The organism is Gottfriedia acidiceleris (genome assembly GCF_036421055.1).
Lineage (GTDB): Bacteria > Bacillota > Bacilli > Bacillales > Bacillaceae_G > Gottfriedia > Gottfriedia acidiceleris_C.
On record NZ_JAZGQS010000021.1, the window covers coordinates 16,906 to 42,936 of the forward strand.

At 33.5% G+C, this 26,031-nt stretch carries 25 protein-coding genes, 5 tRNA genes and 1 riboswitch; of the genes, 25 read left to right on the top strand and 5 right to left on the bottom strand.

Annotated features, from left to right (window positions below; genetic code table 11):
• Positions 1 to 292 precede the first annotated feature (292 nt).
• Complete coding sequence (locus tag RAH41_RS21165; RefSeq protein WP_331225264.1) at positions 293 to 1,177, top strand: VTT domain-containing protein; 885 nt, start codon at positions 293 to 295, stop codon at positions 1,175 to 1,177.
• 117 nt (positions 1,178 to 1,294) lie between these two features.
• On the opposite strand, the gene RAH41_RS21170 is transcribed toward RAH41_RS21165, so the two are convergent.
• Positions 1,295 to 1,603: a DUF4870 domain-containing protein gene (locus RAH41_RS21170; protein ID WP_331225265.1), complete on the bottom strand. Its 309-nt coding sequence runs from the start codon at positions 1,601 to 1,603 to the stop codon at positions 1,295 to 1,297.
• A 113-nt stretch (positions 1,604 to 1,716) separates the two neighbouring features.
• Positions 1,717 to 2,361 carry a TVP38/TMEM64 family protein gene (locus RAH41_RS21175; protein ID WP_331225266.1) on the bottom strand — a complete coding sequence of 215 codons (645 nt, stop codon included), beginning with the start codon at positions 2,359 to 2,361 and terminating at the stop codon, positions 1,717 to 1,719.
• A gap of 176 nt (positions 2,362 to 2,537) precedes the next feature.
• Between RAH41_RS21175 and RAH41_RS21180 the strand changes: the two genes are divergently transcribed.
• The 3 genes from RAH41_RS21180 (at position 2,538) to RAH41_RS21190 (ending at position 4,420) form a co-directional block, all read left to right on the top strand.
• The gene (locus tag RAH41_RS21180; RefSeq protein ID WP_331225267.1) at positions 2,538 to 2,924 is read left to right on the top strand and encodes a DoxX family protein; all 387 of its coding nucleotides are present in this window, start codon (positions 2,538 to 2,540) and stop codon (positions 2,922 to 2,924) included.
• A 149-nt stretch (positions 2,925 to 3,073) separates the two neighbouring features.
• Entirely contained in the window at positions 3,074 to 3,541 is a 468-nt protein-coding gene (locus RAH41_RS21185; protein ID WP_331225268.1) for a DinB family protein, read from the top strand.
• A 222-nt stretch (positions 3,542 to 3,763) separates the two neighbouring features.
• Positions 3,764 to 4,420, top strand: coding sequence for a VC0807 family protein (locus RAH41_RS21190; protein ID WP_331225269.1), 657 nt, complete (start codon positions 3,764 to 3,766; stop codon positions 4,418 to 4,420).
• 72 nt (positions 4,421 to 4,492) lie between these two features.
• Here the strand turns inward: RAH41_RS21190 and RAH41_RS21195 are convergent, their stop codons facing one another.
• Positions 4,493 to 5,431 (bottom strand): cation diffusion facilitator family transporter, encoded by a 939-nt coding sequence (locus RAH41_RS21195; protein ID WP_331225270.1) that lies wholly within the window; start codon positions 5,429 to 5,431, stop codon positions 4,493 to 4,495.
• A gap of 306 nt (positions 5,432 to 5,737) precedes the next feature.
• Positions 5,738 to 5,911, top strand: a riboswitch (Lysine riboswitch).
• 135 nt (positions 5,912 to 6,046) lie between these two features.
• On the opposite strand from RAH41_RS21195, the gene lysA reads away from it, so the two are divergent.
• The gene (lysA, locus tag RAH41_RS21200; protein ID WP_331225271.1) at positions 6,047 to 7,366 is read left to right on the top strand and encodes a diaminopimelate decarboxylase; all 1,320 of its coding nucleotides are present in this window, start codon (positions 6,047 to 6,049) and stop codon (positions 7,364 to 7,366) included.
• Between the two features lie 209 nt (positions 7,367 to 7,575).
• A complete protein-coding gene (locus RAH41_RS21205; protein ID WP_331225272.1) occupies positions 7,576 to 8,775 on the top strand; it encodes an NlpC/P60 family protein in 1,200 nt (399 codons plus the stop codon).
• A 219-nt stretch (positions 8,776 to 8,994) separates the two neighbouring features.
• Here RAH41_RS21205 and mscL read toward each other — a convergent pair whose 3' ends face one another.
• A complete protein-coding gene (gene mscL / locus RAH41_RS21210) occupies positions 8,995 to 9,381 on the bottom strand; it encodes a large conductance mechanosensitive channel protein MscL (protein WP_331225273.1) in 387 nt (128 codons plus the stop codon).
• A gap of 151 nt (positions 9,382 to 9,532) precedes the next feature.
• Here mscL and msrA point away from each other — a divergent pair, with 151 nt between their 5' ends.
• The 13 genes from msrA (at position 9,533) to RAH41_RS21275 (ending at position 24,454) form a co-directional block, all read left to right on the top strand.
• Positions 9,533 to 10,480 carry a peptide-methionine (S)-S-oxide reductase MsrA gene (gene msrA, locus RAH41_RS21215; protein WP_331225274.1) on the top strand — a complete coding sequence of 316 codons (948 nt, stop codon included), beginning with the start codon at positions 9,533 to 9,535 and terminating at the stop codon, positions 10,478 to 10,480.
• 239 nt (positions 10,481 to 10,719) lie between these two features.
• Entirely contained in the window at positions 10,720 to 10,947 is a 228-nt protein-coding gene (locus tag RAH41_RS21220; RefSeq protein ID WP_331225275.1) for a hypothetical protein, read from the top strand.
• A 167-nt stretch (positions 10,948 to 11,114) separates the two neighbouring features.
• Entirely contained in the window at positions 11,115 to 12,386 is a 1,272-nt protein-coding gene (locus RAH41_RS21225) for an MFS transporter (protein WP_331225276.1), read from the top strand.
• Positions 12,387 to 12,674: 288 nt separating this feature from the next.
• Positions 12,675 to 13,775: a D-alanine--D-alanine ligase gene (locus RAH41_RS21230; protein WP_331225285.1), complete on the top strand. Its 1,101-nt coding sequence runs from the start codon at positions 12,675 to 12,677 to the stop codon at positions 13,773 to 13,775.
• Between the two features lie 80 nt (positions 13,776 to 13,855).
• Positions 13,856 to 15,238: a UDP-N-acetylmuramoyl-tripeptide--D-alanyl-D-alanine ligase gene (locus tag RAH41_RS21235; RefSeq protein WP_331225277.1), complete on the top strand. Its 1,383-nt coding sequence runs from the start codon at positions 13,856 to 13,858 to the stop codon at positions 15,236 to 15,238.
• Between the two features lie 417 nt (positions 15,239 to 15,655).
• The gene (locus RAH41_RS21240) at positions 15,656 to 17,200 is read left to right on the top strand and encodes a DEAD/DEAH box helicase (RefSeq protein ID WP_331225278.1); all 1,545 of its coding nucleotides are present in this window, start codon (positions 15,656 to 15,658) and stop codon (positions 17,198 to 17,200) included.
• Between the two features lie 113 nt (positions 17,201 to 17,313).
• The gene (uvsE, locus tag RAH41_RS21245; protein WP_331225279.1) at positions 17,314 to 18,279 is read left to right on the top strand and encodes a UV DNA damage repair endonuclease UvsE; all 966 of its coding nucleotides are present in this window, start codon (positions 17,314 to 17,316) and stop codon (positions 18,277 to 18,279) included.
• A gap of 25 nt (positions 18,280 to 18,304) precedes the next feature.
• Complete coding sequence (gene acpS, locus RAH41_RS21250) at positions 18,305 to 18,658, top strand: holo-ACP synthase (protein WP_331225280.1); 354 nt, start codon at positions 18,305 to 18,307, stop codon at positions 18,656 to 18,658.
• A gap of 345 nt (positions 18,659 to 19,003) precedes the next feature.
• Positions 19,004 to 20,023, top strand: a complete 1,020-nt coding sequence (locus tag RAH41_RS21255) for an outer membrane lipoprotein carrier protein LolA (protein WP_331225281.1) — start codon at positions 19,004 to 19,006, stop codon at positions 20,021 to 20,023.
• A gap of 167 nt (positions 20,024 to 20,190) precedes the next feature.
• Positions 20,191 to 21,363 carry an alanine racemase gene (alr, locus tag RAH41_RS21260; RefSeq protein ID WP_331225282.1) on the top strand — a complete coding sequence of 391 codons (1,173 nt, stop codon included), beginning with the start codon at positions 20,191 to 20,193 and terminating at the stop codon, positions 21,361 to 21,363.
• A 138-nt stretch (positions 21,364 to 21,501) separates the two neighbouring features.
• The gene (locus RAH41_RS21265; protein WP_069033898.1) at positions 21,502 to 21,783 is read left to right on the top strand and encodes a CopG family ribbon-helix-helix protein; all 282 of its coding nucleotides are present in this window, start codon (positions 21,502 to 21,504) and stop codon (positions 21,781 to 21,783) included.
• Positions 21,784 to 21,787: 4 nt separating this feature from the next.
• Entirely contained in the window at positions 21,788 to 22,138 is a 351-nt protein-coding gene (gene ndoA / locus RAH41_RS21270; RefSeq protein ID WP_056476047.1) for a type II toxin-antitoxin system endoribonuclease NdoA, read from the top strand.
• A gap of 117 nt (positions 22,139 to 22,255) precedes the next feature.
• Positions 22,256 to 24,454, top strand: a complete 2,199-nt coding sequence (locus tag RAH41_RS21275; RefSeq protein WP_331225283.1) for a Tex family protein — start codon at positions 22,256 to 22,258, stop codon at positions 24,452 to 24,454.
• Here the strand turns inward: RAH41_RS21275 and cmpA are convergent.
• Complete coding sequence (gene cmpA / locus RAH41_RS21280; protein WP_088044329.1) at positions 24,444 to 24,554, bottom strand: cortex morphogenetic protein CmpA; 111 nt, start codon at positions 24,552 to 24,554, stop codon at positions 24,444 to 24,446. The two genes, RAH41_RS21275 and cmpA, sit on opposite strands and share 11 nt — an antisense overlap.
• A gap of 301 nt (positions 24,555 to 24,855) precedes the next feature.
• Here cmpA and RAH41_RS21285 point away from each other — a divergent pair, with 301 nt between their 5' ends.
• The 6 genes from RAH41_RS21285 (at position 24,856) to RAH41_RS21310 (ending at position 25,825) form a co-directional block, all read left to right on the top strand.
• On the top strand, positions 24,856 to 25,308 hold the full coding sequence (locus RAH41_RS21285) for a SprT family protein (RefSeq protein WP_331225284.1): 453 nt from the start codon (positions 24,856 to 24,858) through the stop codon (positions 25,306 to 25,308).
• An 83-nt stretch (positions 25,309 to 25,391) separates the two neighbouring features.
• Positions 25,392 to 25,466: transfer RNA gene (locus tag RAH41_RS21290), tRNA-Asn, on the top strand.
• Positions 25,467 to 25,473: 7 nt separating this feature from the next.
• A tRNA-Ser gene (locus RAH41_RS21295) sits at positions 25,474 to 25,564 on the top strand.
• A 13-nt stretch (positions 25,565 to 25,577) separates the two neighbouring features.
• A tRNA-Glu gene (locus RAH41_RS21300) sits at positions 25,578 to 25,652 on the top strand.
• A gap of 9 nt (positions 25,653 to 25,661) precedes the next feature.
• Positions 25,662 to 25,737: transfer RNA gene (locus RAH41_RS21305), tRNA-Val, on the top strand.
• 12 nt (positions 25,738 to 25,749) lie between these two features.
• Positions 25,750 to 25,825 (top strand) — tRNA-Asp (locus tag RAH41_RS21310).
• Positions 25,826 to 26,031: the final 206 nt, after the last annotated feature.

Consider the following 26,031-nt stretch of genomic DNA (forward strand, 5'->3'; position numbering starts at 1 on the left):
CGACTGTCAAATTTTTGACAGTCGTTTTTATTTAGAATCGAAGTGGAGTATATGTACATCAAATCTTTTAAAAAAATTAATTAACTCGATCTAAATAATAGAGGCATTCTGCATTAAGAGTCGAATATTCGAATATAACAATTTTATTTATAAAAACTTCCTCACCGTAAGACTTAAGACTTAGTAAGTTTAATCCTTAAGTTCGTTTCAAATTATTTACCTTTTCGTTACGCTAAACATAGTAGCGAAAAACATTGAGAACGGTCAAGTTGTAGTAGAGGAGTTGATTACTTTGAAGAAAGAAAATAAACAATTTAATACCATGAAAGAACTTTCGTTTCACATAGTATTGGCTACACTATCTATCTTAATATTAGTCACTAGTTTACCTACTGTCGTAACAATCTATAAGATATCATTTATTTTTGCAATCATGGGCATTCTGCTACTAGATTTCTTTCTAGTTGTATCGAATCATAAAAAGTTTTTAAAGGTTACAAAAATAGCGCTAATTAGTTTACTACTTTGTATAGCAGTAGTTGGTATTCTTTTTTATGCTAGTCAATTTTTAGTATTCGTAGATACGTACGGAGTTGAGCAAATATTAACCAATCATATTACAACTGCAAAATTATTATTTTTCTTAATCTGTTTATTTCAACCGATATTTCTACCTTTACCAGAAGCACTTACTATTCCTGCGGGTAGTGCTGTAATCGGATCATTTTCAGGAGCGTTAATTGGATTTTTAGGTTCAACTTTAGGTATTGTCATTATGTATTTTTTAGCAAGAATAGGTGGACTTAAATTAGTTTCAAAGTTTGTTAAAGAAAGACAGTTAAAAAAATATCAGGAATATGTTAAAAAAAATGAAACAATTATTTTAACTTTAATGTTTATCATTCCGATTTTACCAGATGAAATTATTTGTGTCGGGGCAGGAATTAGTAAAGTATCTTTCAAAAAGTTTCTATTAATTGCTTCGATTACAAAATTAATTACAGCATCTCTACTATCATACTCAGTCTATTTGGCTAAATTTTTCTCTTTAACAACATCACAAATAGCTTTAACTAGCTCCATTTTAATTGTCAGTATCTTATCTTTATCCTATATGATTAAGAGATCAATTAACCGAAATCATTCAAAAGAAGCTTATATAACTCAAAGTGAATAAAAAAAGGCAATGTAATGGTTTAACATTACATTGCCTTTTTATTTATTAAGAAAGTTTAAAATTGTGTTTGTCGAAATTGAAAATTTCCTGAGAAATAATGTAGAAAACATGACGAATTTACATCAAAACTTTAATACCTTGAACAATATTCCATATAAAGACGATTAAATTAACTATAAGTGCTAATATAAATCCACCAATAAGAGCAAAACCTGCACCGTCACCTATAGTATTAAAAGTGAAAAGGGAAATAATCGCTAAAATAATAATTGTTAAAAATGGGAGTATGTGTGAAAAGAATGCTCGTTTAGAATGCGATTTTAGTTGTTGATCCTTTGCAATGAAATAAACAATTATTGGGAATAAAAAAGGTGCGAAGAATACACTAAAATAACATAATGAGGACAAAATCTTATTTGTTTCCATCTTTTTACCTCGATTTCTTAAAAAATTTTAATTAATCTTAGTATAGTTTAAATTATATATAAAAATCGATTCATTTATTAACAATTTTTTAAAATACATATTTTGAAAAAAGTTTAAGCTGAGAAATGTGTATCCTTTTTTTGTCTTTTTTTAAAAGAAATGTAAATGAAACATCCGACTAAGATTGTAGCTGTAATACAGATTGTAATCCACGGCGAGCCAAGCAAGAAATTTCCGTATAAGGTATAGAGAACTGCAATTGGAATATTACCAGCAAATACAATTGCAATATAGGACAAGTATTTCATATTAGTAGAAGCTGCGATAAAGCATGCGCCATCTGTCGGAGCTAGTGGAGTTGCAACTGTTAAGAATAGGTACCTCTTTCGATTCGAAATAATTTCTTCAAATAGAGATGGATATTTATTCTCCATGAACTGCTGGATTGAATCACTTAAAATACTTCTACTTAATAAGTAAATAATTGTTTCTGTGATGGCCATTGAGATTAATGATAAGAGAATGGTTTCAAACGGGTGAAAAAACAAGCTACCTACTACAATTAATACAGAGCTAGGAATGAATAGAAAGATTCTTGCACAGAAAATAGCGACAAATAATAGCATTGGATTGATGGAAGAATTAGCAATAAAATGTTTTATGTCTTGCAATGATAAATGAAATAATTGATATCGGATAGCGAGTAGTAGCATTAAAATCCAAAAGCCGATTACAGTTAGTGGAACGACTTTTTTCATGATGTATGCTCTCCTTTTAAGTTAGAAAATCTTCTGTTATAGTATTCTATTCCTCAAATACAAGAAAACTGATTCATTTTTTAAAAATTAATAATAAAGGTCATAAACATGTCAAAAAATGAATAAAAATAATTATGCACTAAATATCTCAAATTAAAGAGAATTGAGGTGGAGATATGCTTGATGAAGGCCTATTAGTTATTAGACTTGTTTTAGGTATTATTTTATTAGGTCATGGGGTGCAGAAAGTATTTGGTTGGTTTGGTGGTTACGGTATTAAAGGAACCGGACAATGGTTAGAGTCGATTGGGATCAAACCTGGTGCTTTTTTTGCTTTTATAACAGGAGCGGCAGAAATCGTAGGTGGATTGTTTGTAGCGGCTGGTGTATATACAGAAATAGGCGTATGGTTGATAATAGTAGTGATGGCAGTAGCAGTAATAAAGGTTCATATAAAGAACGGATTCTGGAATAGTTCGAATGGATTTGAGTTTAATCTATTAATTATTGCAGCTGCAGTTGGATTATTGCTCACTGGTCCAGGATCAATGGTTTTATTTTAAGGAATTGATAGTTAATTAGACTGGAGGGAGTCTCATTATTGAGGCTCTTTTTTGTTTCGTAATTATCGATATAACAATTTTTTTCATGAAAAATATCCCTCATTCGTGATACGATAATAGTAGTAATGACATTATGTGGAGGGATCAAGATGGCAGATGCTATTTTTGAACAACTTAGGTTTACAAGGGTTTATACATTGAAGGTTCTTGGTTCTGTTTCAAAAGAATCTGTAAATATAATACCTGCTGGATTCAATAATAATATTCTTTGGAATGCAGGTCATGTGCTAGGGGCATATGAGCAACTACTTTATGCCAACACTGGTGATGCGGGTAAACTTTCAAAGGAATTTATTGATTTTTTCAAGGGTGGAACCAAACCAGTTGACTGGCAAGCGGAGCCACCATCATATGAGGAAATTGTTACTTTATTAGAACAGCAAGTTGAACAAGTTATTTCTACATATGAAGGACGTTTAGATGAAATCATTTCAAAAGAGATGAAACTAGGTAGTTTTGAAATAAAAACAGTCCGCGACATGATTAACTTTAACATTTTCCATGAAGGACTTCATGCCGGACTAATAAATGGATTAAAAAGATCACTTGGCCAGTAGAGATTTTTTGGCTTTTTTTCACACATTAAATCTAGGAGTTTATGCTCCTAGATTTTTTTGTTATAATCATGTTTAACAATTTGTTATTATATAGTTTGAAAATTGTGGTAATTTAAAATAAAATATGGCTCTTTCTAATTGATTTTTGTTTTTTAGTAACATTAATAATCAGATAAAATCGCAATTATTATGATGAAACAGCCAAAAAACGAGGTTATATAAATGAAGAAAGAAAGTAATTTAATTATTTACGATCTAATTTTGTATCTAGTATTTCCACTTGTTTTATATAAAGTTTTACAACACTATTTTAGTGACTATTGGGCAATGCTTTTACCGACAGTTCCAGGGATTTTATATACTTTATTTCGTTTTTGGTATACTAAACAGTTTAATGTAACTGGTATTTTTATTATCTCAACATTAACTGTTAGTACTGCTGTTGATTTAATGGCATTAGGTTCTGCGAAAAACTTAATTTTGTACAATGTGTATTATCATTTTGGAGTTGTAGTTGTATTTTTAATTCTAATGGCTTTGAAAAAGCCATTACCATATTATTTTATGATCGATATTGCCGCAATACAGGGGCAAGACCGTGAAGAAAGTAAGAAATTATATAAACATCCTTCACTATTTAAAGTGTTTCAGTATTTGTTTGTCGCATGGATTATTAAAGATATCCTATTTGCTGTTGCACAATGGTGGATGGTTGACACGTATGGATTAAAAGCATATTACTCACGTACAATTATCTTTACAGTTGGTGGATATGTTTTTGGCATAATTATGGCGATCGGCTATGCAATGGTTACGATGAGAGCTCAAAAATTAAAAGGAGACGACTCAGAGCAACCTTCCGATGAAATTATAATATAGTAAAAGGCATTAATAGAATGAACCCCACAAGTTATAAAATTCTTGTGGGGTTTTTTAATTACTGCTGTCCATTTATCCCTTTAATGAATTTCCTACTCCTTGCAATTCCTGCTCATCTCTTGAACTTCCATTTAAAAGATCAAGTTTTTGTATTCTTTCATTTTCTGGTTCGACATGAATTAATATTTTAGGATCAATTAAAACCTTTTTTATTTCTTCTTCTATTTTGTCACATAGTAAATGGGCTTCTTCAATGCTCATATGTGATGGTAATACTAGATGGAAATCTATATGCTCCTCAGCACCCGAACGTCTCGTGCGTAAATCATGGTATTCGATATATTGGGATTTAAAAGAATATAATACATTTTCGATTTGTTTTAATTCATCAGTAGAAAGCCCAGTATCAAGTAGGGGGGTAAATGACTTACGTCCAAGTTCAATTGATTCCTTCATTATATAAATTGCGATTCCAATTCCGATTAATGCATCGAGAAATTCCCAACCAGTAAGACTTACTAAAATTAAACTTACTGCAACCCCGAGTGATGAATAAACGTCTGTTAATAAATGCAAAGCGTTTGATTGCATTGCAACAGAATGAGTATCATTTCCTACTTTTTGAACGATTTTTCCTACTCTCCAATTGATTAACGCTCCAATTAACATGACAACTACACCGATCATTGGCATTTTAATTGGGGTTGGATGAAGTAGCTTTTCAACAGATTCAATAATAATCCAAATACCAGCTACAAATATTAAGATTGTTTCGACTGTACCTGAAATATTTTCAAACTTACCATGACCATAAGGATGTTCCTTATCAGGCGGCCTGTTTGAAATCCTTACAGAGAAAAAAGCAATGACTGAAGCAACTAAATCCAATAAAGAATGAATTGCTTCAGAGATAATTGCAACGGAACCAGTAAGAATCCCGACAATTAATTTTAATAAAACGATGAATGTGTTACTACATATTGAAAGTACTGCTATTTTGCTTGAACGCAATCTATTCACCCCTGTCCAATTTTTTCTACTTCAGTTAAGAGTTTTGTAATAAGGCAACAAAATAGAAAAACCACTAACAATTTGTTAGTGGTTTGTTTTTTTTAGATGTAATTTATATTTATTGAAATGATTTTTCATTTTTGAATCACCTTTTCTCTCGCATAAAACATATTCTATATTATAAATACTATTTTTGGAAAGCAAAAGCTGTGTGTACAAGTGAATATATATCGACAAATATTTAAAAAATGGTTTGACATCTATTTTTAGACTGTGTTATACATAGACTAATATAAAAAATAACAGTCTATTCGTAGAGGTTGCATTGTATATGAGTATCATTTTAGAGAACTGTGGGTTCTATGACGAAATGAGAAAGGATCCTATGCCGAAGAAATAAATTGCCACACATTTTATTTCTGGGACTACATTTAATAAATGTAGTACTGTCACATGTATTTGTGAAGAGCTATTGAAGAGATGTGATTGGCTTAGTCCTTTTTTAAAAAGCGATAGGCACATGAACATATCCTTCATGTGTCTTTTTTAATACACTAATATATTGATGGAAGCTTCTTAGAATGATCTTACATTTGATTTGAAGGGAGAATACGAATGTATTTACATGGTAATAGTCGAATTAATAATGAAGGACATTTAGAAATCGGAGGTTGTGATACTGTAGATTTAGTAAAAAAATACGGTACGCCTCTATACATTTATGACGAAGCATTAATTGAATCAAAATGTAGGGAATTCCATGAAGCTTTAAGAGAAACGGGAATGAAATATCAGGTTGCTTACGCGAGTAAAGCGTTTCTATGTGTTGAACAAGCCCGTTTAATTGAAAGAGAAGGTCTATGTCTAGATGTTGTTTCTGGTGGAGAGTTATATACAGCTTTGCAAGCAGGATATCCAGCTGAGAAAATTCACTTTCACGGAAACAACAAAACAATTGAAGAAATTGAAGAAGCTTTAAATGCAAAAATCGGTTGTTTTGTAGTCGATAATTTCTTTGAGCTAGAAGTATTACAAGCTTTAGCTGAACAACGTAATGAAGAAGTATCAATCTTATTACGTGTTACGCCAGGGGTTGAAGCACATACACACGAGTATGTAATGACGGGCCAAGAAGACTCTAAATTTGGATTCGATATTATGTCTGGTCAAGCTAATGAAGCAGTGGAAGTTTCTTTAAATTCAACTAACCTAAAATTATTAGGAGTACATTCACATATAGGATCTCAAATTTTCGAACCAGATGGATTTGTTCATGCAATCAATGTATTAATGAGCTTTTTAAATGGACTTAAAAATGATTTAGGTTTTACAGCTGAAATATTAAATGTAGGTGGAGGATTCGGTATTCGCTATACTTCAGAAGATGAGCCTTTAGCTGTTGCTAAACATATAGAAAAAATTACTACTATTATTAAACAACAATGTGAAGAGCTAGACTATAAATTACCAGAATTATGGTTAGAGCCTGGACGCAGTATTGTGGGTGAAGCTGGAACAACACTTTATACGATTGGTTCAACAAAAACTCTTCCTTCAATTCGTAAATATGTATCTGTTGACGGGGGAATGACTGATAATATTCGTCCTGCACTATACGGGTCAAAATATGAAGCGATGCTTGCAAATCGAGCAAACGATGAGAATAAAGAAGTTGTATCAATTGCTGGTAAATGCTGTGAAAGTGGCGATATGCTAATTTGGGATTGTAACTTACCTGTTGTACAAAAAAATGATGTATTAGCTGTATCTTGCACTGGTGCATATGGCTATTCAATGGCTAATAATTATAACCGTATCCGTCGTCCGGCAGTAGTATTTGTTAAAGATGGTGTTTCAAGAGAGGTAGTTCGTCGAGAAACATATGAAGACTTAGTTCGAAATGATCGAATTTACATCGAAAACTCTACAAGATAAATAACGTTTTTGTGTTATTTGTCTCAGTTACTGACACTTCTATATTATATAGAAGTGTTTTATTTCATTTTCTTTAATAAAAGATGATAATTTATCGACATATAAAGACATATTTATCATTTATATTACAATATTGTAACAATTGCGACGCTCTTCGGGAATCTATGGTATAAATATTTACGTAGATTAGCGAGAGGAGAAACGCTGAAATGTTAAGAAAAAAACTAGTAGTGCTGGCGATGGCAAGTACAATAGTATTATCATTAGCGCCAAATGCTTCAGTATTAGCTGATAGCAAAGTTGAAAAAAAGCAAGCTGAAGTAGATAAGTTCCAATCACAATTCAAAAAATTAAGCAACGAGATAGAGAAAATAGATCAACAAATTAAAACGACAAAGCAAAACATAGAAGCAAAAAAAGCAGAAATTTCTGAAACAGAAGAAATTATTAAAGATAAAAAAGCAAGAATTACATACTTACAAGACAGAATTCAAAAACGTAACGATTTATTAGAGGATCGTTTAGTTGCAATGCAAAAGCAACCAAAAGTTAATCTAGTAACAGACGTTCTATTTAATTCAGACTCAATCGTAGATTTCTTTAATCGTGTAAACTCAATTTCAACACTTTTTGAAGCTGACGAAAATATCATTAAAGATCAAAAGTCTGAACAAGCAGAAGTAGTAAAAGAAAAACAACTTGTTGATGAGAAGAAAGATTCATTAGTAAAAGCAAAAGAAGATTTAGTTGCTCAACAAAGTGAACTTTCAAAATCACAAGCTGATAAACAAAAATCATTAAATACTGCTGAAGCTAACTTAAAGTTAGCAGTTAAAGAACTAGAAAATGCAAAAGAAGATGAGAGAGTTCAACGTCTTGAGCAACAATCTCTTGAACTAGCTGCATTATCTAGTGATGATGAAGAAGATGATAGCGTTAGCACTCCAGCTACAAAATCTAGTTCAAATTCTGATTCGAAATCTAGTTCAAATTCAAGTTCTAGTTCAGATACTAAACCTAAATCAGATTCAAATGATGATGGTCCAGCAGCAACTGGAAACTCACTTGTAGATTATGCTTTACAATTCCAAGGTGTACCTTATGTATTTGGTGGAACATCTCCAAGCGGTTTTGATTGCAGTGGTTTCATCTGGTATGTATATTCACATAATGGATATGGCATCTCTCGTGGAAATGTAAAAACATATTGGAGTAATGCTACAAAAATTAGCTCTCCACAACCTGGTGACCTAGTATTCTTACAAAATACTTATATCAATGGTCCTTCACATATGGGTATTTACATTGGTGGAAATAAAATGGTTCATGCTGGAAGTAAAGGTATCAGCGTAATCAGCTTAAGTAATAGCTGGGTTCGTTCTCACTTCTTAGGCTATGGAAAATTCTAATAGTTTATTAACCTCGTATTATAATTAGTATAGTACGAGGTTTTTTATATTGATTTTAGTATGTAGACAACAAAGGACTAAAATGTAATCTTCAGACTAATTGCAAGCGCTTGTCTTTTTAGGTGCGGAGTTACCTTAAACAGTAATGAGAGCACCGCACAGGCAGGCGAAGTAACAAGAAAGAAAGCGTTTGGCGGGCAAATAAAAAGGTATAAGCTATTAGCTTATACCTTTTTGATTTGAAACCTGTTCTTTTAGTAAATCACGTATTTCAATAAGTAGAGCTTCTTCTTTAGTAGGAATAACAGGTTTTGCTTCTTCTACTTCTTTCTTTCTAAATGAAAGTCTATTAATTAATCGAACAAAGAAAAATACTGAGATCGAGATGATAAGGAAGTCGACTACTGTTTGGATAAATGAGCCATATTTAATCCCATAAAATTGCCAACCTGTAAAGTTCTTTCTTATGATAAGTCCAATTATAGGCATCATGATATCAGCAACTAAAGAAGAAACGATCTTACCAAAAGCACCACCAATAATTACCCCGACTGCTAAATCAAGTACATTTCCTTTTAAAGCAAATTTCTTAAATTCTTCTAACATCTTATTTTCCTCCTGTGTAATTATCGTATAAGTTTACATACAAATCTCAATTCTTTCAAGGTAGCTTTTGGTCTTTTTAAGCAAAATTATTTATATCGTCTGTTAGATATGGTAAATATAATTAATGACAATTTTTAGGAGGAGTAATGGTATGGGCACAGAATTGGCTACATTTGCTGGTGGATGTTTTTGGTGTATGGTAAAACCGTTTGATCAACAGGACGGAATTTTAAAAGTTGTTTCAGGCTATACAGGTGGGGAAAAAGAAAACCCAACATATGAAGAAGTATGCACTCATTTAACAGGTCATTATGAAGCTGTTCAAATTACATTTGATCCGGAAGTCTATCCGTATGAAAAATTATTGGACTTATTTTGGCAACAAATTGACCCGACAGATGTAGGTGGGCAATTTAATGATCGAGGTAGTTCATATAAAACTGCAATCTTTTATCATAATGAAAATCAAAAAGAGCTAGCCCTCGCTTCGAAAGATAAATTAGAGAAAAGTGGCATTTTCAAGAAACCAATTGTGACTGAAATTTTATCTGCTAAACCATTTTATGAGGCAGAAGAATATCATCAGCATTATTATAAAAAACACCCAGTTCGTTACCAGCTTTATTTCAAAGGATCTGGTCGTCAAAAATTTTTAAAGGAACACTGGAAAACAGGTCAAGAGGAGCTAAAGAAAAGGCTAACGCCAATTCAGTATGCTGTTACTCAGGAAGATGCAACTGAACCACCATTTAGAAATGAGTACTGGGATCATAAAGAAAAAGGAATTTATGTTGATATCGTATCAGGGCTTCCTTTATTTAGTTCATTAGACAAATTTGATTCAGGTTGTGGATGGCCAAGTTTTACCAAACCAATTCTAAAAGGTGAAATTGAAGAAAAGAAGGATTATAGCCATGGGATGTTGCGTATTGAAGTCAGAAGTTCTGAAGCTGACTCGCATCTAGGGCATGTATTTGATGATGGACCTGGACCTGAGGGCCTTCGCTACTGCATTAATTCTGCGGCATTAAGATTTGTTCCATATGATAAAATGGATGAAGAGGGATATGGTAATTATAAGAGTATCTTTCTTAAATAGACTCTAAGGATATATAACTAAGAACCGAGATGTCTTTTCATCTCGGTTTTGTTTATTTAGAATGGGATATTGATCCAACCTATTCGTTAGTTTCGGAAATTTGTCCTAAATATTTTCTAAAAATTTTCTGAAAATATTTACAATTATGAAATAAGTATGTTAATATAAAAGTGTCACAAATTTGTCACAAATTAGGTATTGCAATTCACAAAAAAGATGAAAACAGGAGGTTAATCATTATGAAGCGAACTGATTATGAAATCGTTGAAACATATACTCAATATTCTGGTATTGCCTTTTTTATTGGTCTTATTCTTTTTTTACTATATTTTACTGGAAGCGGTTTCTTACATACGAGCGTAAGCTTAACGGTGAGCATAGTATTGATGGGCTCTTGTTCAACCTTATTTCTATTAGGTACTTTTTTAGGATTGATGTTCTCAGTTTCTTCAAAAGAACAAGTTTAAAAGTTAAAAAAGAATGGGTGTTCAAATGGCGATAAGTCAATTTGAACGCCCTTTTGTTTTGTATAACATATTTTATCGGATGCGTGTATAAAGTAATTTGAAATTTATAATTCTTCCGATACGATTAAATATGGAAGTTATGATGCACTAGGAGGTGCCGTTTAAGGATGAATTTTTTTAAAAAGTTAAAAGGTATGGATCGTAATGTGTGGATTCGGGTCATTGGAGAAACGATTACGAGTAGTGCAATGATGATGCTTATGCCATTTTTTGCTCTATACCTAGAAGGAAAAGTTGATTCAATGCTAAAGGTAGGATTTATTATGTCAATTTCACCTATAGCATCATTATTTGGTTCGATGGCTGGTGGTAGACTCGCGGATTTATATGGTCGAAAACGTATGATGGTTTTTTCGACGCTTGGCACATCTCTTATCTTACTATCCTTTGCTTTAGCAAAAGGCTATACAGCATTTTTAATTTTATCAATTTTACTAGGTATTAGTAACTCGTTCTTTAGTCCAGCAGCTTCTGCTATGGTAGCTGATGTTACTGAACAAGAAAAAAGAACTGAAGCATATGGATTATTAAGGGTTGGAAGTAATGTAGGTACGGTGATCGGTCCATTATTAGGAAGTTCAGTTGTTTACTTTTCCAAAGACAGTTTATTTTATATTGCAGCTATCACTTTAGGACTTTATAGTATTGCACAATTAATTCTATTAAAAGAAACACTTCCTGCAGAAAAGAATGTTAAAGAAAAAAATGAAGTAACGAAAATACCTTTTAAAAAGGTCATGAAAATCATTAGATCTGATAAATTATTAATTTTTTACGTAGCAACAGGTGTAATTATTTCAATGGGTTTCTCACAAATTGAGGGAATGCTACCACTTTATTTTAAACAAACCTTTCAATCTCGATTTGGTATGTGGAATCCTTACCCATTTTTAATGTCTCTTAATGGATTGTTAGTTGTTCTTTTGCAATTTCCGATTTCAAGTTATTTATCGCATCGTTCAATTGGTAAAACGATGTTTTATGGCACGATCTTATTTGGCTTAGGAATATTATCAATCGGCCTTGCACCTCCATTATTACTTACAGTTGGATTAGGTAAGTGGATGCTTCTATTTTTCTTGGCAATAATCTTCATATACTACACCTTTGGAGAAATGGTCATGTCGCCAGTTCAAATGACATTTGTGGCGAATATTGCACCTGAAGAATTAAGAGCGACCTATATGGCGGTTGGTAGTATGAAATGGACGATTGGTGGATTTCTTGGACCTCTACTTGGGGGCTTTTTATTTGACTTAAAATTAGGAATATGGCTTTTTATTATTCTTGGATCTGGGGTTGTATTATCAGGGATAATGTATCGCTCACTTGATGAAAAAGTAGCGATTAGAGATAATCAACAGGGTATAGCGCAATAGTTCTCAGTACGCTTGTTTCTATGTTACTTCGTTAATTTGGCAGTTCTTATTACTTGTGTCAAGCTACCTAAAAACGTGCTTGCAATTAGTCTGAAATTCAAGTGTTTGTACCCTTATTTACAAACTGAGTATAGCTTAAGTAGAGCTATGCTTTTTTTAGTTGTCAAGAAATCACAAAACAGATATCATTGCATATGTTGTAAAGAAAAATAGGTTTCTACCCATAAAAGCTTATACACATTTGTATAAAGTGGTACAATAGGGAGAGCAAAAAATAGTAGGGGGAACATCATGAAGATTAAGTTAGGATTATTATATGGCGGTAAATCTGCTGAACACAAAGTATCATTACAAACAGCTTTTGCCGTTATTTCTGCTTTAGATCACACAAAATTTGATGTGTATCCAATTTATATAACAGAACAAGGCGAATGGTTACAAGGGAAACAAATTGAGGGGAAAGTAGAAAGTGTTGCCGCTTTAAAATTCTCAAATGAAGATCAACATGTAAATGAAATCGCTCCTGTCGCGTTAACTTCATCAATTATTCCTGCAGCTTCAAATCAAGATTCAACTGGCCCAGTTGACGTTATTTTCCCATTATTACATGGACCAAATGGTGAAGACGGAACAGTTCAAGGTTTACTTGAGTTATTAAATATTCCTTATGTAGGAAATGGTGTATTAGCTTCAGCGGCTGGTATGGATAAAGTGATTATGAAAAACTTATTTGCTCAGGCTGGAATTCCTCAAGCTAAGTATGTACATTTCTTAAAAACAGAGTGGAAAACTAATGCAGAGTCTTGCTATGAAGTAGTCGAGAAAGAATTAGGCTATCCTGTATTTGTTAAACCTGCAAACTTAGGTTCAAGTGTTGGTATTACAAAAGCTAAAAATCGTGAAGCATTAATGGCTTCATTTGAAGAAGCATTCCAATTTGACCGTAAAATAATTATTGAAGAAAATATTGTTGGACGTGAAATTGAAATTGCTGTATTAGGTAACGATCAAGTTGAATGTTCTGTTGTTGGCGAAATCAAACCATCAGTAGAATTTTATGATTATACTGCAAAATATGAGAGTGGCGATACTGGTCTAATTATCCCAGCTCCTGTCGAAATTGAAACATATGAAAAAATTAAGCATTATGCAGAAGTGGCGTTCAAAGCAATCGATGGTTCAGGCTTAACTCGTGCTGATTTCTTTGTAACTGAAGATGGTGGCGTATTAATGAATGAAGTTAATACAATGCCTGGATTTACTCCGTTCAGTATGTATCCACAATTATGGCAGGCTACTGGATTAACCTATCCAAAATTAATTGAAAAATTAATAGACCTAGCAATTGAACGTTACGAACAAAAACAACAAATTAAATATAATATTTAACAATTGAAAACACTATTCATGGTTGAATAGTGTTTTCATGTGAATAGAAGAAAAATGCTATAGAAGAGGAGTCGGTGACAATGTCAATCGTACGTACTTTATCTCAAATCGTTAACATGATCCCTGGTAGCGAATTAAAGGGTGAAGATTTAACAATCAACGGAGTTTCAACAGACTCTCGTGTAGATTTAAATGGAAAATTATTTATACCGCTGATTGGTGATAAATTTGATGCACACCAATTTTTACCTCAAGCAATTGAAAATGGTGCTAGAGCGGTGCTTTGTTCTAGAAAGTTTTCAAATGTACCAACAAACGCATCTGTAATCTTAGTTGATGATACATTAGAAGCATTACAAAAACTGTCTAAATCATATTTAAGTGAGTGGAATGGTAAAATAGTTGGTATTACAGGAAGTAATGGAAAAACATCAACAAAAGATATTTTAACTAGCATTCTTTCAGCAAAATATAAAGTACATAAAACACAAGGGAACTTTAATAATCATATCGGACTTCCGTTAACAGTTTTAGCGATGGCAGAAGATACAGAGGTTGCTGTCTTAGAAATGGGTATGAGCAATTTTGGAGAAATTGAATTTTTGTCTAAATTAGCTGAACCTGACGCGGCAATCATTACAAATATCGGTGAGTCTCATATGCAGGAATTAGGCTCAAGAGCTGGGATCGCAAAGGCGAAGCTTGAGATTGCAAGCGGACTATCGAAAAATGGATTACTTGTCATTAATGGTGATGAACCATTATTAATCGAAGGTACAAAAGACAAAAACCTAATCTATACAATCGAAACTTTTGGTTTAAGCGAAAGTAATGATGTTTATCCAACATTTATTGAAATGAATGAATCTGGTAGTGAATTTGAAATAAATAAAGCTAAGGATGTCCGTTTCAAATTGGGCGTACTAGGCAAACATAATATTAGTAATACATTGGCAGCTATTGCAGTTGCAAGAAAGTTTTCATTAACATGGGATGAAATTAGTTCTGGAATGCAGAATTTAGAAATGACAAAAATGCGCATGGAACTATTAAAGAATGAAAATGGAATAACAGTTATTAATGATGCCTATAATGCAAGTGTTACATCTATGAAAGCGGCTCTTTTATTTGCTTCGGAGATAAAGGGATATAATCGAAAGTTTGTAGTATTTGGCGACATGTTAGAATTAGGTGATCAAGAAATTGCTTTCCATGAAGAAATTGGAGAAGAAGTTGTAAATTTACATTTCGATTTTCTTTATACTTTTGGACCATTAAGTAAATTTGCGGCAACATCTGCTTTTGAACAAATGGACTCTTCAAGAGTAAAAAGCTTCGAAGATAAAAATAAATTAATTGAAGATTTATTACAACAAGTTCAACCAAATGACCTAGTATTAGTTAAAGCTTCTAGGGGTATGAAATTAGAAGAAGTTGTAAATGCGTTAGTAAATCAGGGGTAAGCATGGTATCAAGAAGGGAAGGTAGGCGAAATAGGGATTAAAAGATATCCTTATTCCATACGTCCTGCTCTTCACTTCTTGCATGTAATAATATCCGAAGTGAAAACTTTATACTCGTAATTTAACAAATGAAAACTGTTCGTAATATAAGGGATGTAGAAGGCTATAAACATGATTTTATGGCGAATTTAACTATGATATAAGGGCAAAATATAGTATGGAAATCAAATTGTTAGAATATAACTTCATTTGCTTTTTAGATAGAATGTCCGTATAATGGGTAGATATTGTTTCCTTTTCATGATACTTCGGACTATTGTTTTCCACTAAAAACGAACCTTCCATATGAACAGTCACGAAACATATAATATTTTTAATTTTTATAGATCAATTGAGATACAAAGGAGATTAACCAAATTGACAACATTTCAAGAATTAGGATTAAGTAGTAAGATCCTGTTTGCGATTGAAAAATTAGGCTTCGAGGAAGCTACTCCAATTCAAGCGCAGACTATTCCATTAGCAAAACAAGGCCATGATGTAATTGGTCAAGCGCAAACTGGTACTGGTAAAACTGCCGCTTTTGGTATTCCATTACTAGAAAAAATTGATGTAGATAGTAACGATGTTCAAGGACTTGTTATCGCACCTACACGTGAGTTAGCTATTCAAGTTGGTGAAGAATTACACAAAATTGGTATGAATAAAGGTGTAAAAATCCTTCCAATATACGGTGGACAAGATATTAATCGTCAAATGCGTTCATTAAAAAAATTCCCACATATTATTGTTGGAACTCCTGGTCGTATTCAAGACCATATTAACCGCCGTACGATTCGCCTAAACAATGTAAACACAGTTGTATTAGATGAAGCGGATGAAATGTTAAATATGGGATTCATTGAAGATATTGAATCGATCCTAAAAGAAGTTCCAGAAAACAAACAAACACTTCTTTTCTCTGCAACTATGCCTGATCCAATTCGTCGTATTGCAGAAACTTTCATGACAAATCCACAAATTGTTAAAGTAAAAGCAAAAGAAGTTACAATGCCGAACATCGAACAACACTTTATTGAAGTTCAAGAAAAGAAAAAGTTTGACGTTTTAACACGTTTATTAGATATTCAAACACCAGAATTAGCGATTATTTTCGGTCGTACAAAACGTCGTGTTGATGAATTATCAGAAGCATTAAACTTACGTGGTTATGCTGCTGAAGGGATTCATGGTGATTTATCACAAGCAAAGCGTGAACAAGTACTTCGTAAATTCAAAAATGGTTCAATTGACGTATTAGTAGCAACAGATGTAGCTGCTCGTGGATTAGATATTTCTGGCGTTACACATGTTTATAACTTTGATATCCCTCAAGATCCTGAAAGCTATGTACACCGTATTGGTCGTACAGGTCGTGCAGGTAAATCAGGTATTGCAATGTTATTCATCACTCCACGTGAATTCGGTCAATTAAAAAATATTGAGCGTACAACGAAAAAACGTATGGAGCGTATGACTGCACCGACGTTAGATGAAGCAATTGAAAGCCAACAACGCATTATTGCTGAAAAATTAGCTTCAACTATGGAAAGTGATAACTTAGCGTTCTACAAACGTATTGCTGAAGAATTACTAGAAGAGCATGATTCAGTAAACGTAGTAGCTGCTGCTTTAAAAATGTTAACAAAAGAACCAAATGAAACACCGATTCGTTTAACTGATGAGCCACCAATGGTTTCAAAACGTGATCGAGGCGGACGTGGTGGAAACGGCGGCGGTGGTTACCGTCGTGGTGAAAACAGACGTGGCGGTGGCGAAGGTCGCCGTGGAGATGGACGTCGCAGTGAAGGTCGTCGTGGAGATCGCGACAACCGCGGTGGAAACTTCCGTAATAAACGTAGTGAAGGTTCTCGCGATGGTAATCGTGGCGGACAACGTAGACACCAAGATAGCAATAAATAAGCTAATATTGAAGGTGCATGGAATAATAATCCATGTACCTTTTTTATTTCAAGCTGTGTGAATTTAGGCAGATTCCATACACTAACTAAAAACGTATGAGAGTTGGAATAAAAATGTTAGTAAGACTTGGATATGTCGCAATGAGTATGAATTTACAAAACGCCTCACCATCAAAGACAATGACGGTTGCTCAGTTTTTAAAACAAAAGGATAAAGATGCGGCGATTCGTAAGCTAGAACAAATTGCTAATACTAATATTAATAACTGTCTAAGACTACTAAAGCACAACAAAGCACATGATATATCTTTTTTTCGCCTTAGCAGTAAATTAATTCCTTTAGCAAACCATGAAGAAGTAGCAGACTGGAATTACATAAAGCCATTAAAGAAAAGTTTACTTGAGCTAGGTAAATTTGCAATTACGAATGAAATGAGGATTGATTTTCATCCGGATCATTTCGTAATTTTAAACTCAACTGATGAAGAGCTATTAAAAACATCGGTAAAAACCTTAAAAATGCATTATCAGCTCTTAAAAGCGATGAAGATTAATACAGAACAACGATGTGTACTCCATATTGGTGGAGGGTATGATGATAAAGAAAAATCACTTGAACAATTAATAGAAAATTTTAGCCTAGTTCCTGCACAAATTCAAAAAATGCTAATGTTTGAAAATGATGATACGACCTTTACGTTTGATGAAACTTTATTTGCTTGTGAAAAATTAGGAGTACCACTTGTATTTGACTATCATCATCATCTAGTTAATCATACAAATGAAGATTGGATAAAAAATTGGAGTTATGCAGTCGATACATGGAAAGCTTCGAGTTTGCCTATGAAAATGCATATATCAAGTCCTAGAGATGAGAAAGACATACGTGCTCATGCTGATTTTGTTGACCCTAACATGTTTATTAGATTTTTAAATGAAATTTATGGCTCGGTTGGGCAAATTGATTGTATGATTGAAGCAAAACAAAAAGATAATGCGCTATTTCAACTAATGGATGATATGAAAGCTCATCCGTCTATTGAAATAATTAATGATTCAAGCTTTTATTTTAAAACGTAGTACTCGAAAGTTAGGGTGAGGAAATTTGATCGTAGGTATTGGATTAGATTTAGTAGAAATTGAACGAATGAAAGAAATTATAAGTTCGCAGCCACGGTTTGCGAAAAGGATTTTAACTGAAGCAGAATATGAAATATACGAAAACTTATCGGAACGAAGAAAACTTGAATTTTTATCAGGAAGATTCGCCGCGAAAGAAGCATGTTCAAAAGCTTTTGGTACAGGAATTGGGAAAGAATTGGGATTTCATGATATTGAAATTTTAAATGATGAAAAAGGTAAGCCTGTTTTAAGCGTTGATTTGCCGTTTATACCGTTTTTATCAATTACGCATACTGAACATTATGCTGCTGCTCAAGTCGTCTTACAGCAAATATAATACCCTTTTAAACAGTCACTCTTTTGAGTGGCTTTTGTTTTTTGTACTCAACGTAATTGCTAAATTTTAAGGATTAATTAATATATGTATCTACACCATTGTCTTAACTTACAGCCCTCTCCCTAATCAGATTGTTTTCTTTAAATTTTTAAATTAGCTTGTCATGCTAGTCTGCATATTTTAGAGCTTGACCTCATATAGTTTCATGAGGATATGAGAAGCAAGGTTGCAACGTGCATGAATAAATCTAGATTTTACTTCTAAGCTACTCGCGCACATTTATTCATAAGCCTTTGCATAAAATTCTCTTTTTTACAATTTAAGAGGAATAAAGGAGCTGGGGAGATGAAGAAAAAGCTTGTAGCGATGCTTTTGACAATCATGTTAGTACTATCATTGGCTGCATGTGGCAAGAAATCGAAAGATGATGTTGTAGGATCACTTAGCAATCAGATGGAAAAAATGAATGGCTATAAGGCTGATGCAACATTAACAATTAATAACGGAAATGATCCTCAAAAGTATGAAGTAGTCATTTGGCATAAAAAGCCTTCTTACTACCGTGTACAACTAAAAAATGCTAAGAGTGATCAAAACCAAATAATTTTAAGAAACAAAGAGGGTGTGTTTGTTTTAACGCCAGCATTAAATAAAAGCTATCGCTTCCAAAGTGATTGGCCATCAAATAGCAGTCAGCCATATTTACCGGAATCATTAGTTAATGACTTAGTACAAGATAAAAATGCAACGTTTAAAACAACAAAGCAAGGATATGTGTTTGAAACAAAAACAAATTACACAAATAGACAATTGCTCCCAACACAAGAAATTACTTTTAATAAAAAAGGTCTGACACCTGAATCAGTTAAACTATTAGATACAGATAAAAATGTTGTGTTGGATGTTAAATTTGATAAAGTACAATACAATGCGAAGTTTGATAATGATGCTTTTGATGTGAAGAAAAATATGACGAGCGCTCGTTTAAGTGTGCCTACATCCACAAATCCAGATAATGATCCTAATTTATTAGTTACTCTTTACCCTAATTATTTAATGAAGGGTGTTGTGTTAGATGATCAACAAGAAGTAAAAACAGACAATGGTGTTCAAGTTATACTTTCATATAAAGGTGATAAAAAATCATTTACTTTAATAGAGGAAAAAGCACGAATTTCAGAGTCTGGAACAACGATGGAAATCACTGGTGAACCAGTAGATTTAGGTAAAACTGTAGGAGCATTATCAGATAAGATGATTACATGGTCATACGGTGGAACAGATTTTACGATTGTTTCTAAAAACTTAACGCAAAGTGAGTTAATTCAAGTTGCCCAATCAGTCGGAGATACAGGCACAAAATAATATTTTTTTCAAACTAAAAAGGGCGTGATGATGCTTTATCACGCCTTTTTAAATTTTAAATAAACTATAATTGAGTAGTATATTGGTTGACATTTATAGTAAAATAAACAAATAATTTTACACATATAAAAAAGAGTAATGGGCAAATCGATAAGGAAGTGTAGATCATGACAGAAAAATCATTTTATCGCGACACTTGGGTAGAAGTAGATTTAGATGCAATAGAGGAAAACATCAAAAATATTGTATCGCTTTACCCTAATCATCAAGAAATATATGTAGCTTTAAAAGCGAATGCATATGGACATGGTTACGTTGAAGTTGCGAAACAAGCATTGAATTCTGGAGCAACAAGATTATTAGTTGCTTTTATTGATGAAGGGATTTTTCTGCGTAATGCGGGTATAGATGCGCCGATATTAGTGTTAGGAGCAACTAGACCAGAGGACATTAACGTTGCTATCAAGAATAAATTAACTTTAACGGCATATAATGTTGATTGGTTAGAAGGTATTTCAAAAAATATAAAAAGCACTGATCGTACAATGATTCATATTAAATTTGATACTGGGATGGGTAGATTAGGCCTAAAAACAAAATCTGAATGGGAGCAAGCTGCATCGATCTTACGAAGAAATCCATCAATTATACTCGAAGGTTTGTTTACACATTTCGCTACTGCTGATGAGCTAAATAGATCCTATTTTAATCAGCAGGTAGACAAATTTTATGAATGTATAGAGTGGGTTAAGAGCAGTGGATTCTCTCCAGATTTAATTCATTGTGCAAATAGTGCAGCAGCTGCATTAGAAACAAACTTATTTAATACTGTACGGGTTGGTATTATCATGTATGGTTTAACGCCATCTTTAGAAATAAAACCAATGTTACCATTTACATTAAAACCAGCACTATCCCTTTATACGAAAATCTCCCATATTAAGCAATTACCAGCTAATAGTGGTGTAAGTTATGGTGCAACGTATTTTACTTCTGATTCTGAATGGATTGCGACGTTACCAATTGGGTATGCAGATGGTTGGCTTAGAGATATGCAAGGATTTTCTGTGTTGGTTGAGGGTGAAAAGGCAGAAATCGTTGGTAGAGTTTGTATGGATCAGTGTATGATCAAGCTTTCTAAACATTATCCAGTTGGTACAAAAGTTACTTTAATAGGAGAAAGTAAGGATGGAGCAGTAACGGCTGAGGAAGTCGCTACACATATGAATACAATCAATTATGAAGTAACTTGCCTAATAAATCATAGAGTACCAAGGGTATATAAAAAGAATGGAAATATTAAGTCCATAAGTAATTATCTAGTATCAGATGAATTGTAATTTGATGTATTAAAGTATGAAACACTGTTATTTGGTTAAGATAAACGAAGATATGTGTCTTTCCAACCACTGAAAATAATGGTATGATGTAGTATAGGGAGATATATGGGTAATAGTTGATTCTGGAGGTGCTGAAACTTGTCCGAACTAAATGCGACAACTGAAATAACAGTACGTTTACCAAAACATGTAGTAAGCGAACTAGATGGATTAGTAAAGCAAGAAAACGGTAATCGAAATGAGTATATTTATCAAGCGACTAAGATGTTTTTAAAAGATCGTAAAAGACGCCAAAGTCGCGAACAAATGCGACGTGGATACATGGAAATGGCTAAAATCAACTTATTAATATCTTCTGAGTCATTCTATGCTGAGTCTGAAGCGGATTCTAAAGTGGAGCGCTTAGTTAGCGGGGGGTAATCACTTGATAGTAAAACGTGGCGACGTATATTTTGCAGACCTTTCCCCTGTAGTTGGCTCAGAACAAGGTGGAGTTCGTCCGGTTCTCATAATACAAAATGATATCGGTAATCGTTTTAGTCCTACCGTTATAGTCGCTGCGATTACAGCACAAATCCAAAAAGCAAAGCTTCCAACACATGTTGAAATCGATGCAAAAAAATATGGATTTGAACGTGATTCGGTTATACTACTAGAACAAATTCGAACGATTGACAAACAACGATTAACCGATAAGATAACACATCTTGATGATGAGATGATGGATCAGGTTGACGAAGCGTTGCAAATCAGTTTAGGACTTGTTGATTTTTAAAGTTGCTTTTATAGCAGCTTTACCTACATAGATTATAATAAATTGTTTTGTAACCCTTTCGTCTTGAAAGGGTTATTTTAGGTCCTTTAAAATCCCCAAAAATTGGAGGCGTTATTTTTGTCACAACAATTGATCAATAAAATTGCATCTGATTTATCGATTACTACGAAACAAGTAGCTACTGTAATTGAACTAAAAGAAGAAGGAAATACGATTCCCTTTATTGCCAGGTATCGAAAAGAAAAAACGGGTTCACTTGATGAGGTGCAAATTCATTCCATTTTAGAAAAATATGAGTATGCTGTAAATCTTCAAACGAGAAAAGATGAAGTAATCCGTTTAATTGAGGAAAAAGGGAAACTGACTGACGAATTACGTAAAAGTATTACTTTAGCTACAAAGCTACAAGAAGTTGAAGACCTATACCGACCATACAAAGAAAAAAGAAGAACTCGCGCTACAGTTGCAAAAGATAAAGGGTTAGAACCTTTTGCAGAATGGTTATTTTCAATGCCAAATGAAGGTTCACTTGCAGAAGAAGCGTTAAAATACATAAATGTTGAACTAGAAGTTAATACAGTTGATGAAGTTATTCAAGGTGGAAAAGATATTATTGCGGAATGGATTGCAGATGATGCTACTTATCGGAAGTGGATTCGTGAAGTTACTTTCAAAAAGGGAACGATTGATAGTACGGTAAAAGACTCCGAAAAAGACGAGAAAAAAGTATATGAAATGTATTACGAGTACTCTGAACCAATTTCAAAGATTGTTCCACATAGAATACTAGCAATGAATCGTGCTGAAAAAGAAGATATTTTAAAGGTTGCCATTCAATCTCCCTATGATGAGATTATTTTATATTTAGAAAAAAGGGCTATTACAAAGGACACTTTTGTACGACCAATCTTAATGGAAGTCGTTGAAGATGCATATAAAAGATTAATTCAGCCTTCGATTGAAAGAGAGATTCGTAAAGAATTATCCGAAAAAGCTGATTCGCACGCGATTAATATTTTCTCAGAAAACTTGCGTTCATTATTACTGCAACCACCATTAAAAGGGAAAATCGTACTAGGAGTAGATCCTGCGTTTCGTACAGGTTGTAAATTAGCAGTAGTAGATGAGACGGGCAAAGTACTCAAAATAGATGTGATTTACCCTCATCCTTTCAAGGGCGAAAGACAAGAGGTTCAAAAAAATAAAAGAGAACAAGCGGTTACAAAAATTAAAGATATTCTTATTAACTATAAAATAGAAATGATTGCAATTGGAAATGGTACGGCGTCGAGAGAAACAGAGTTGTTTATATCTGGAATTTTAAAAGAAATGAAAAGTAATACTTACTATGTAATCGTAAATGAAGCAGGCGCAAGTGTTTATTCAGCTTCTGAGCTAGCAAGAGAAGAGTTCCCCGATTTCCAAGTTGAAGAACGAAGCGCAGTATCAATAGCTAGAAGACTACAAGATCCATTAGCAGAACTAGTAAAAATTGATCCGAAATCTGTTGGGGTAGGATTATATCAACACGATGTGTCCCAAAAGAGCTTGAATGAATCATTATCATTTGTTGTAGAAACTTCAGTTAACCAAGTTGGTGTAAATGTAAATACAGCATCTGTTTCTTTACTTCAATACGTATCGGGCTTGTCCAAAACAGTAGCAAAAAATATTGTTAATTACCGTGATGAAAAAGGAAAAATTACAAACCGAAAAGAACTTAAAACAATTCCAAGATTAGGTGCTAAAACATATGAGCAATGTATTGGATTTTTACGAGTTCTTGAAGGAGATGAGCCTTTAGACCGTACAAGTATTCATCCGGAGAGCTACGTGCAAGTTAAAAAATTATTAAAGCAATTAAATTTCTCAACGAGTCAAATTGGTTCAAATGAATTAAAAGAACAGATAAAAACGATTAATTTAAGAGAAGTATCAGAGCAACTTGATATTGGTGAAATTACGCTAAAAGATATTTTAGCATCGTTAATGCAACCTGAAAGAGATTTACGAGATGAATTAGCAGCACCAATCCTCCGCCAAGATGTTCTTCAAATTGAAGACCTAAAAATAGGGATGGAGCTTGAAGGTACAGTAAGAAACGTAGTCGATTTTGGTGCATTTGTAGATATCGGGCTTAAGAACGATGGCCTTGTTCATATTTCTAGAATGAGTAGCAAATTTATTAAGCATCCACTTGATGTTGTATCGGTTGGTCAAGTAGTAAAGGTTTGGATTGCTGAAGTAGACCAAAAGAAACAAAGAGTAGGGTTATCAATGCTACCAATTGAATCCAAAGAAAAGGTCAGAGCTTAATTTTTTGATAATAAAACCAACATTGATTCAATAATTTAATTTGATAACGGTTTTTTTCATAAAATGCTTTTTGAATTTGAGTTTTAAGCCAACTAGGCATTACCATTATGAAAACCTCCAACTTAAAAATCTTCGCCCATCTTTTTTAGGATGGGCGATGAAATAAATGAGTGAGGGGTAACCTTCCGATACATTGTATAAAAAGGATAACTGTATTGTTCATTTTGATAGTAAAAATTACGCCGTTGTAGAGAGATTTACTAAGAGCAGCCCATTTAGCATAAATTGTACTAATAAGATCTTTTGAAATTCTCATTTGTAAGTTTAATGTATGCGCATACCCAACAATTTGTGAGTTGTTCAGTTATAATAAAGAGGAAAAAAAGGATGGCGATTCATAAATGGATAATGAGGAGATACAAAAACTAGTTGAAGAACTATCAATCACTTATTTTGACCGACCATTTCTCCACCAAGCTTCTTTCAATACTAGATTGAGAACAACCGGTGGTAGGTATTTATTAAAAACAAGTAATATCGAATTAAATAAATTTTACTATGAAGAACACGGAATTGAAGAGTTAAAGGGGATCATATTACACGAGCTATGTCATTATCATCTTCATATTATGAAGAAAGGATATAAGCACGAAGATAGAGATTTTAAAGAGCTATTAAAAAAGGTAGGTGCTCCTAGATATTGTAAACCACTAAATTCAATAAAAAAAAGAACGCATTCTTATAAATATAAATATAGGTGTTCAGGGTGTGGTCAAGCATACTTAAGAAAAAGAAAAGTGGACATAAGCCGCTATGTATGTGGATTATGCAAAAGTCGGTTAAAACTATTATAAATAGTGTTGACATCTAATATGTAATTAGTTTATATTAATACTTGTCATCACGTTTTAGAACTTGATGAAAAGATTAGTATTTTTCCGCAGTAGCTCAGTGGTAGAGCACTCGGCTGTTAACCGAGTGGTCGTAGGTTCGAACCCTACCTGCGGAGCCATTATTATAGAGAAGTACCCAAGTGGCTCAAGGGGCGCCCCTGCTAAGGGTGTAGATCGTTTACGCGGTGCGAGGGTTCGAATCCCTTCTTCTCTGCCATATTTTTTTTTTTGGCCCGTTGGTCAAGCGGTTAAGACACCGCCCTTTCACGGCGGTAACACGGGTTCGAGTCCCGTACGGGTCACCATTTTATCCTGGAGGATTAGCTCAGCTGGGAGAGCACCTGCCTTACAAGCAGGGGGTCGGCGGTTCGAGCCCGTCATCCTCCACCATTAACTTCATATGGTCCCGTGGTGTAGCGGTTAACATGCCTGCCTGTCACGCAGGAGATCGCCGGTTCGATCCCGGTCGGGACCGCCACTATTTACTACAAATTGTAGTATTTTTTTCTTTATTTGGAGAAAAATAGTATGGGTGGATTGTTGGAGTTGGATCTTAAATGTTGAATTATTTTTTATCTTGAGGAGCTTGATTCGAGGGGTTAATACATATCAACATAAAAAAAATCCTGCGGTGCAGGTTCATGTAGTTAATTCGAGTTTTGTATAAAGAAGTGTATTGAAATG

Coding starts and splice junctions, on each gene's coding strand:
- RAH41_RS21170 (WP_331225265.1), bottom strand. CDS start 1,603: ATGGAAACAAATAAGATTTTGTCCTCATTATGTTATTTTAGTGTATTC.
- RAH41_RS21175 (WP_331225266.1), bottom strand. CDS start 2,361: ATGAAAAAAGTCGTTCCACTAACTGTAATCGGCTTTTGGATTTTAATG.
- RAH41_RS21180 (WP_331225267.1), top strand. CDS start 2,538: ATGCTTGATGAAGGCCTATTAGTTATTAGACTTGTTTTAGGTATTATT.
- RAH41_RS21185 (WP_331225268.1), top strand. CDS start 3,074: ATGGCAGATGCTATTTTTGAACAACTTAGGTTTACAAGGGTTTATACA.
- RAH41_RS21190 (WP_331225269.1), top strand. CDS start 3,764: ATGAAGAAAGAAAGTAATTTAATTATTTACGATCTAATTTTGTATCTA.
- lysA (WP_331225271.1), top strand. CDS start 6,047: ATGTATTTACATGGTAATAGTCGAATTAATAATGAAGGACATTTAGAA.
- RAH41_RS21205 (WP_331225272.1), top strand. CDS start 7,576: ATGTTAAGAAAAAAACTAGTAGTGCTGGCGATGGCAAGTACAATAGTA.
- mscL (WP_331225273.1), bottom strand. CDS start 9,381: ATGTTAGAAGAATTTAAGAAATTTGCTTTAAAAGGAAATGTACTTGAT.
- msrA (WP_331225274.1), top strand. CDS start 9,533: ATGGGCACAGAATTGGCTACATTTGCTGGTGGATGTTTTTGGTGTATG.
- RAH41_RS21220 (WP_331225275.1), top strand. CDS start 10,720: ATGAAGCGAACTGATTATGAAATCGTTGAAACATATACTCAATATTCT.
- RAH41_RS21225 (WP_331225276.1), top strand. CDS start 11,115: ATGAATTTTTTTAAAAAGTTAAAAGGTATGGATCGTAATGTGTGGATT.
- RAH41_RS21235 (WP_331225277.1), top strand. CDS start 13,856: ATGTCAATCGTACGTACTTTATCTCAAATCGTTAACATGATCCCTGGT.
- uvsE (WP_331225279.1), top strand. CDS start 17,314: ATGTTAGTAAGACTTGGATATGTCGCAATGAGTATGAATTTACAAAAC.
- RAH41_RS21255 (WP_331225281.1), top strand. CDS start 19,004: ATGAAGAAAAAGCTTGTAGCGATGCTTTTGACAATCATGTTAGTACTA.
- alr (WP_331225282.1), top strand. CDS start 20,191: ATGACAGAAAAATCATTTTATCGCGACACTTGGGTAGAAGTAGATTTA.
- cmpA (WP_088044329.1), bottom strand. CDS start 24,554: ATGCCTAGTTGGCTTAAAACTCAAATTCAAAAAGCATTTTATGAAAAA.
- RAH41_RS21285 (WP_331225284.1), top strand. CDS start 24,856: ATGGATAATGAGGAGATACAAAAACTAGTTGAAGAACTATCAATCACT.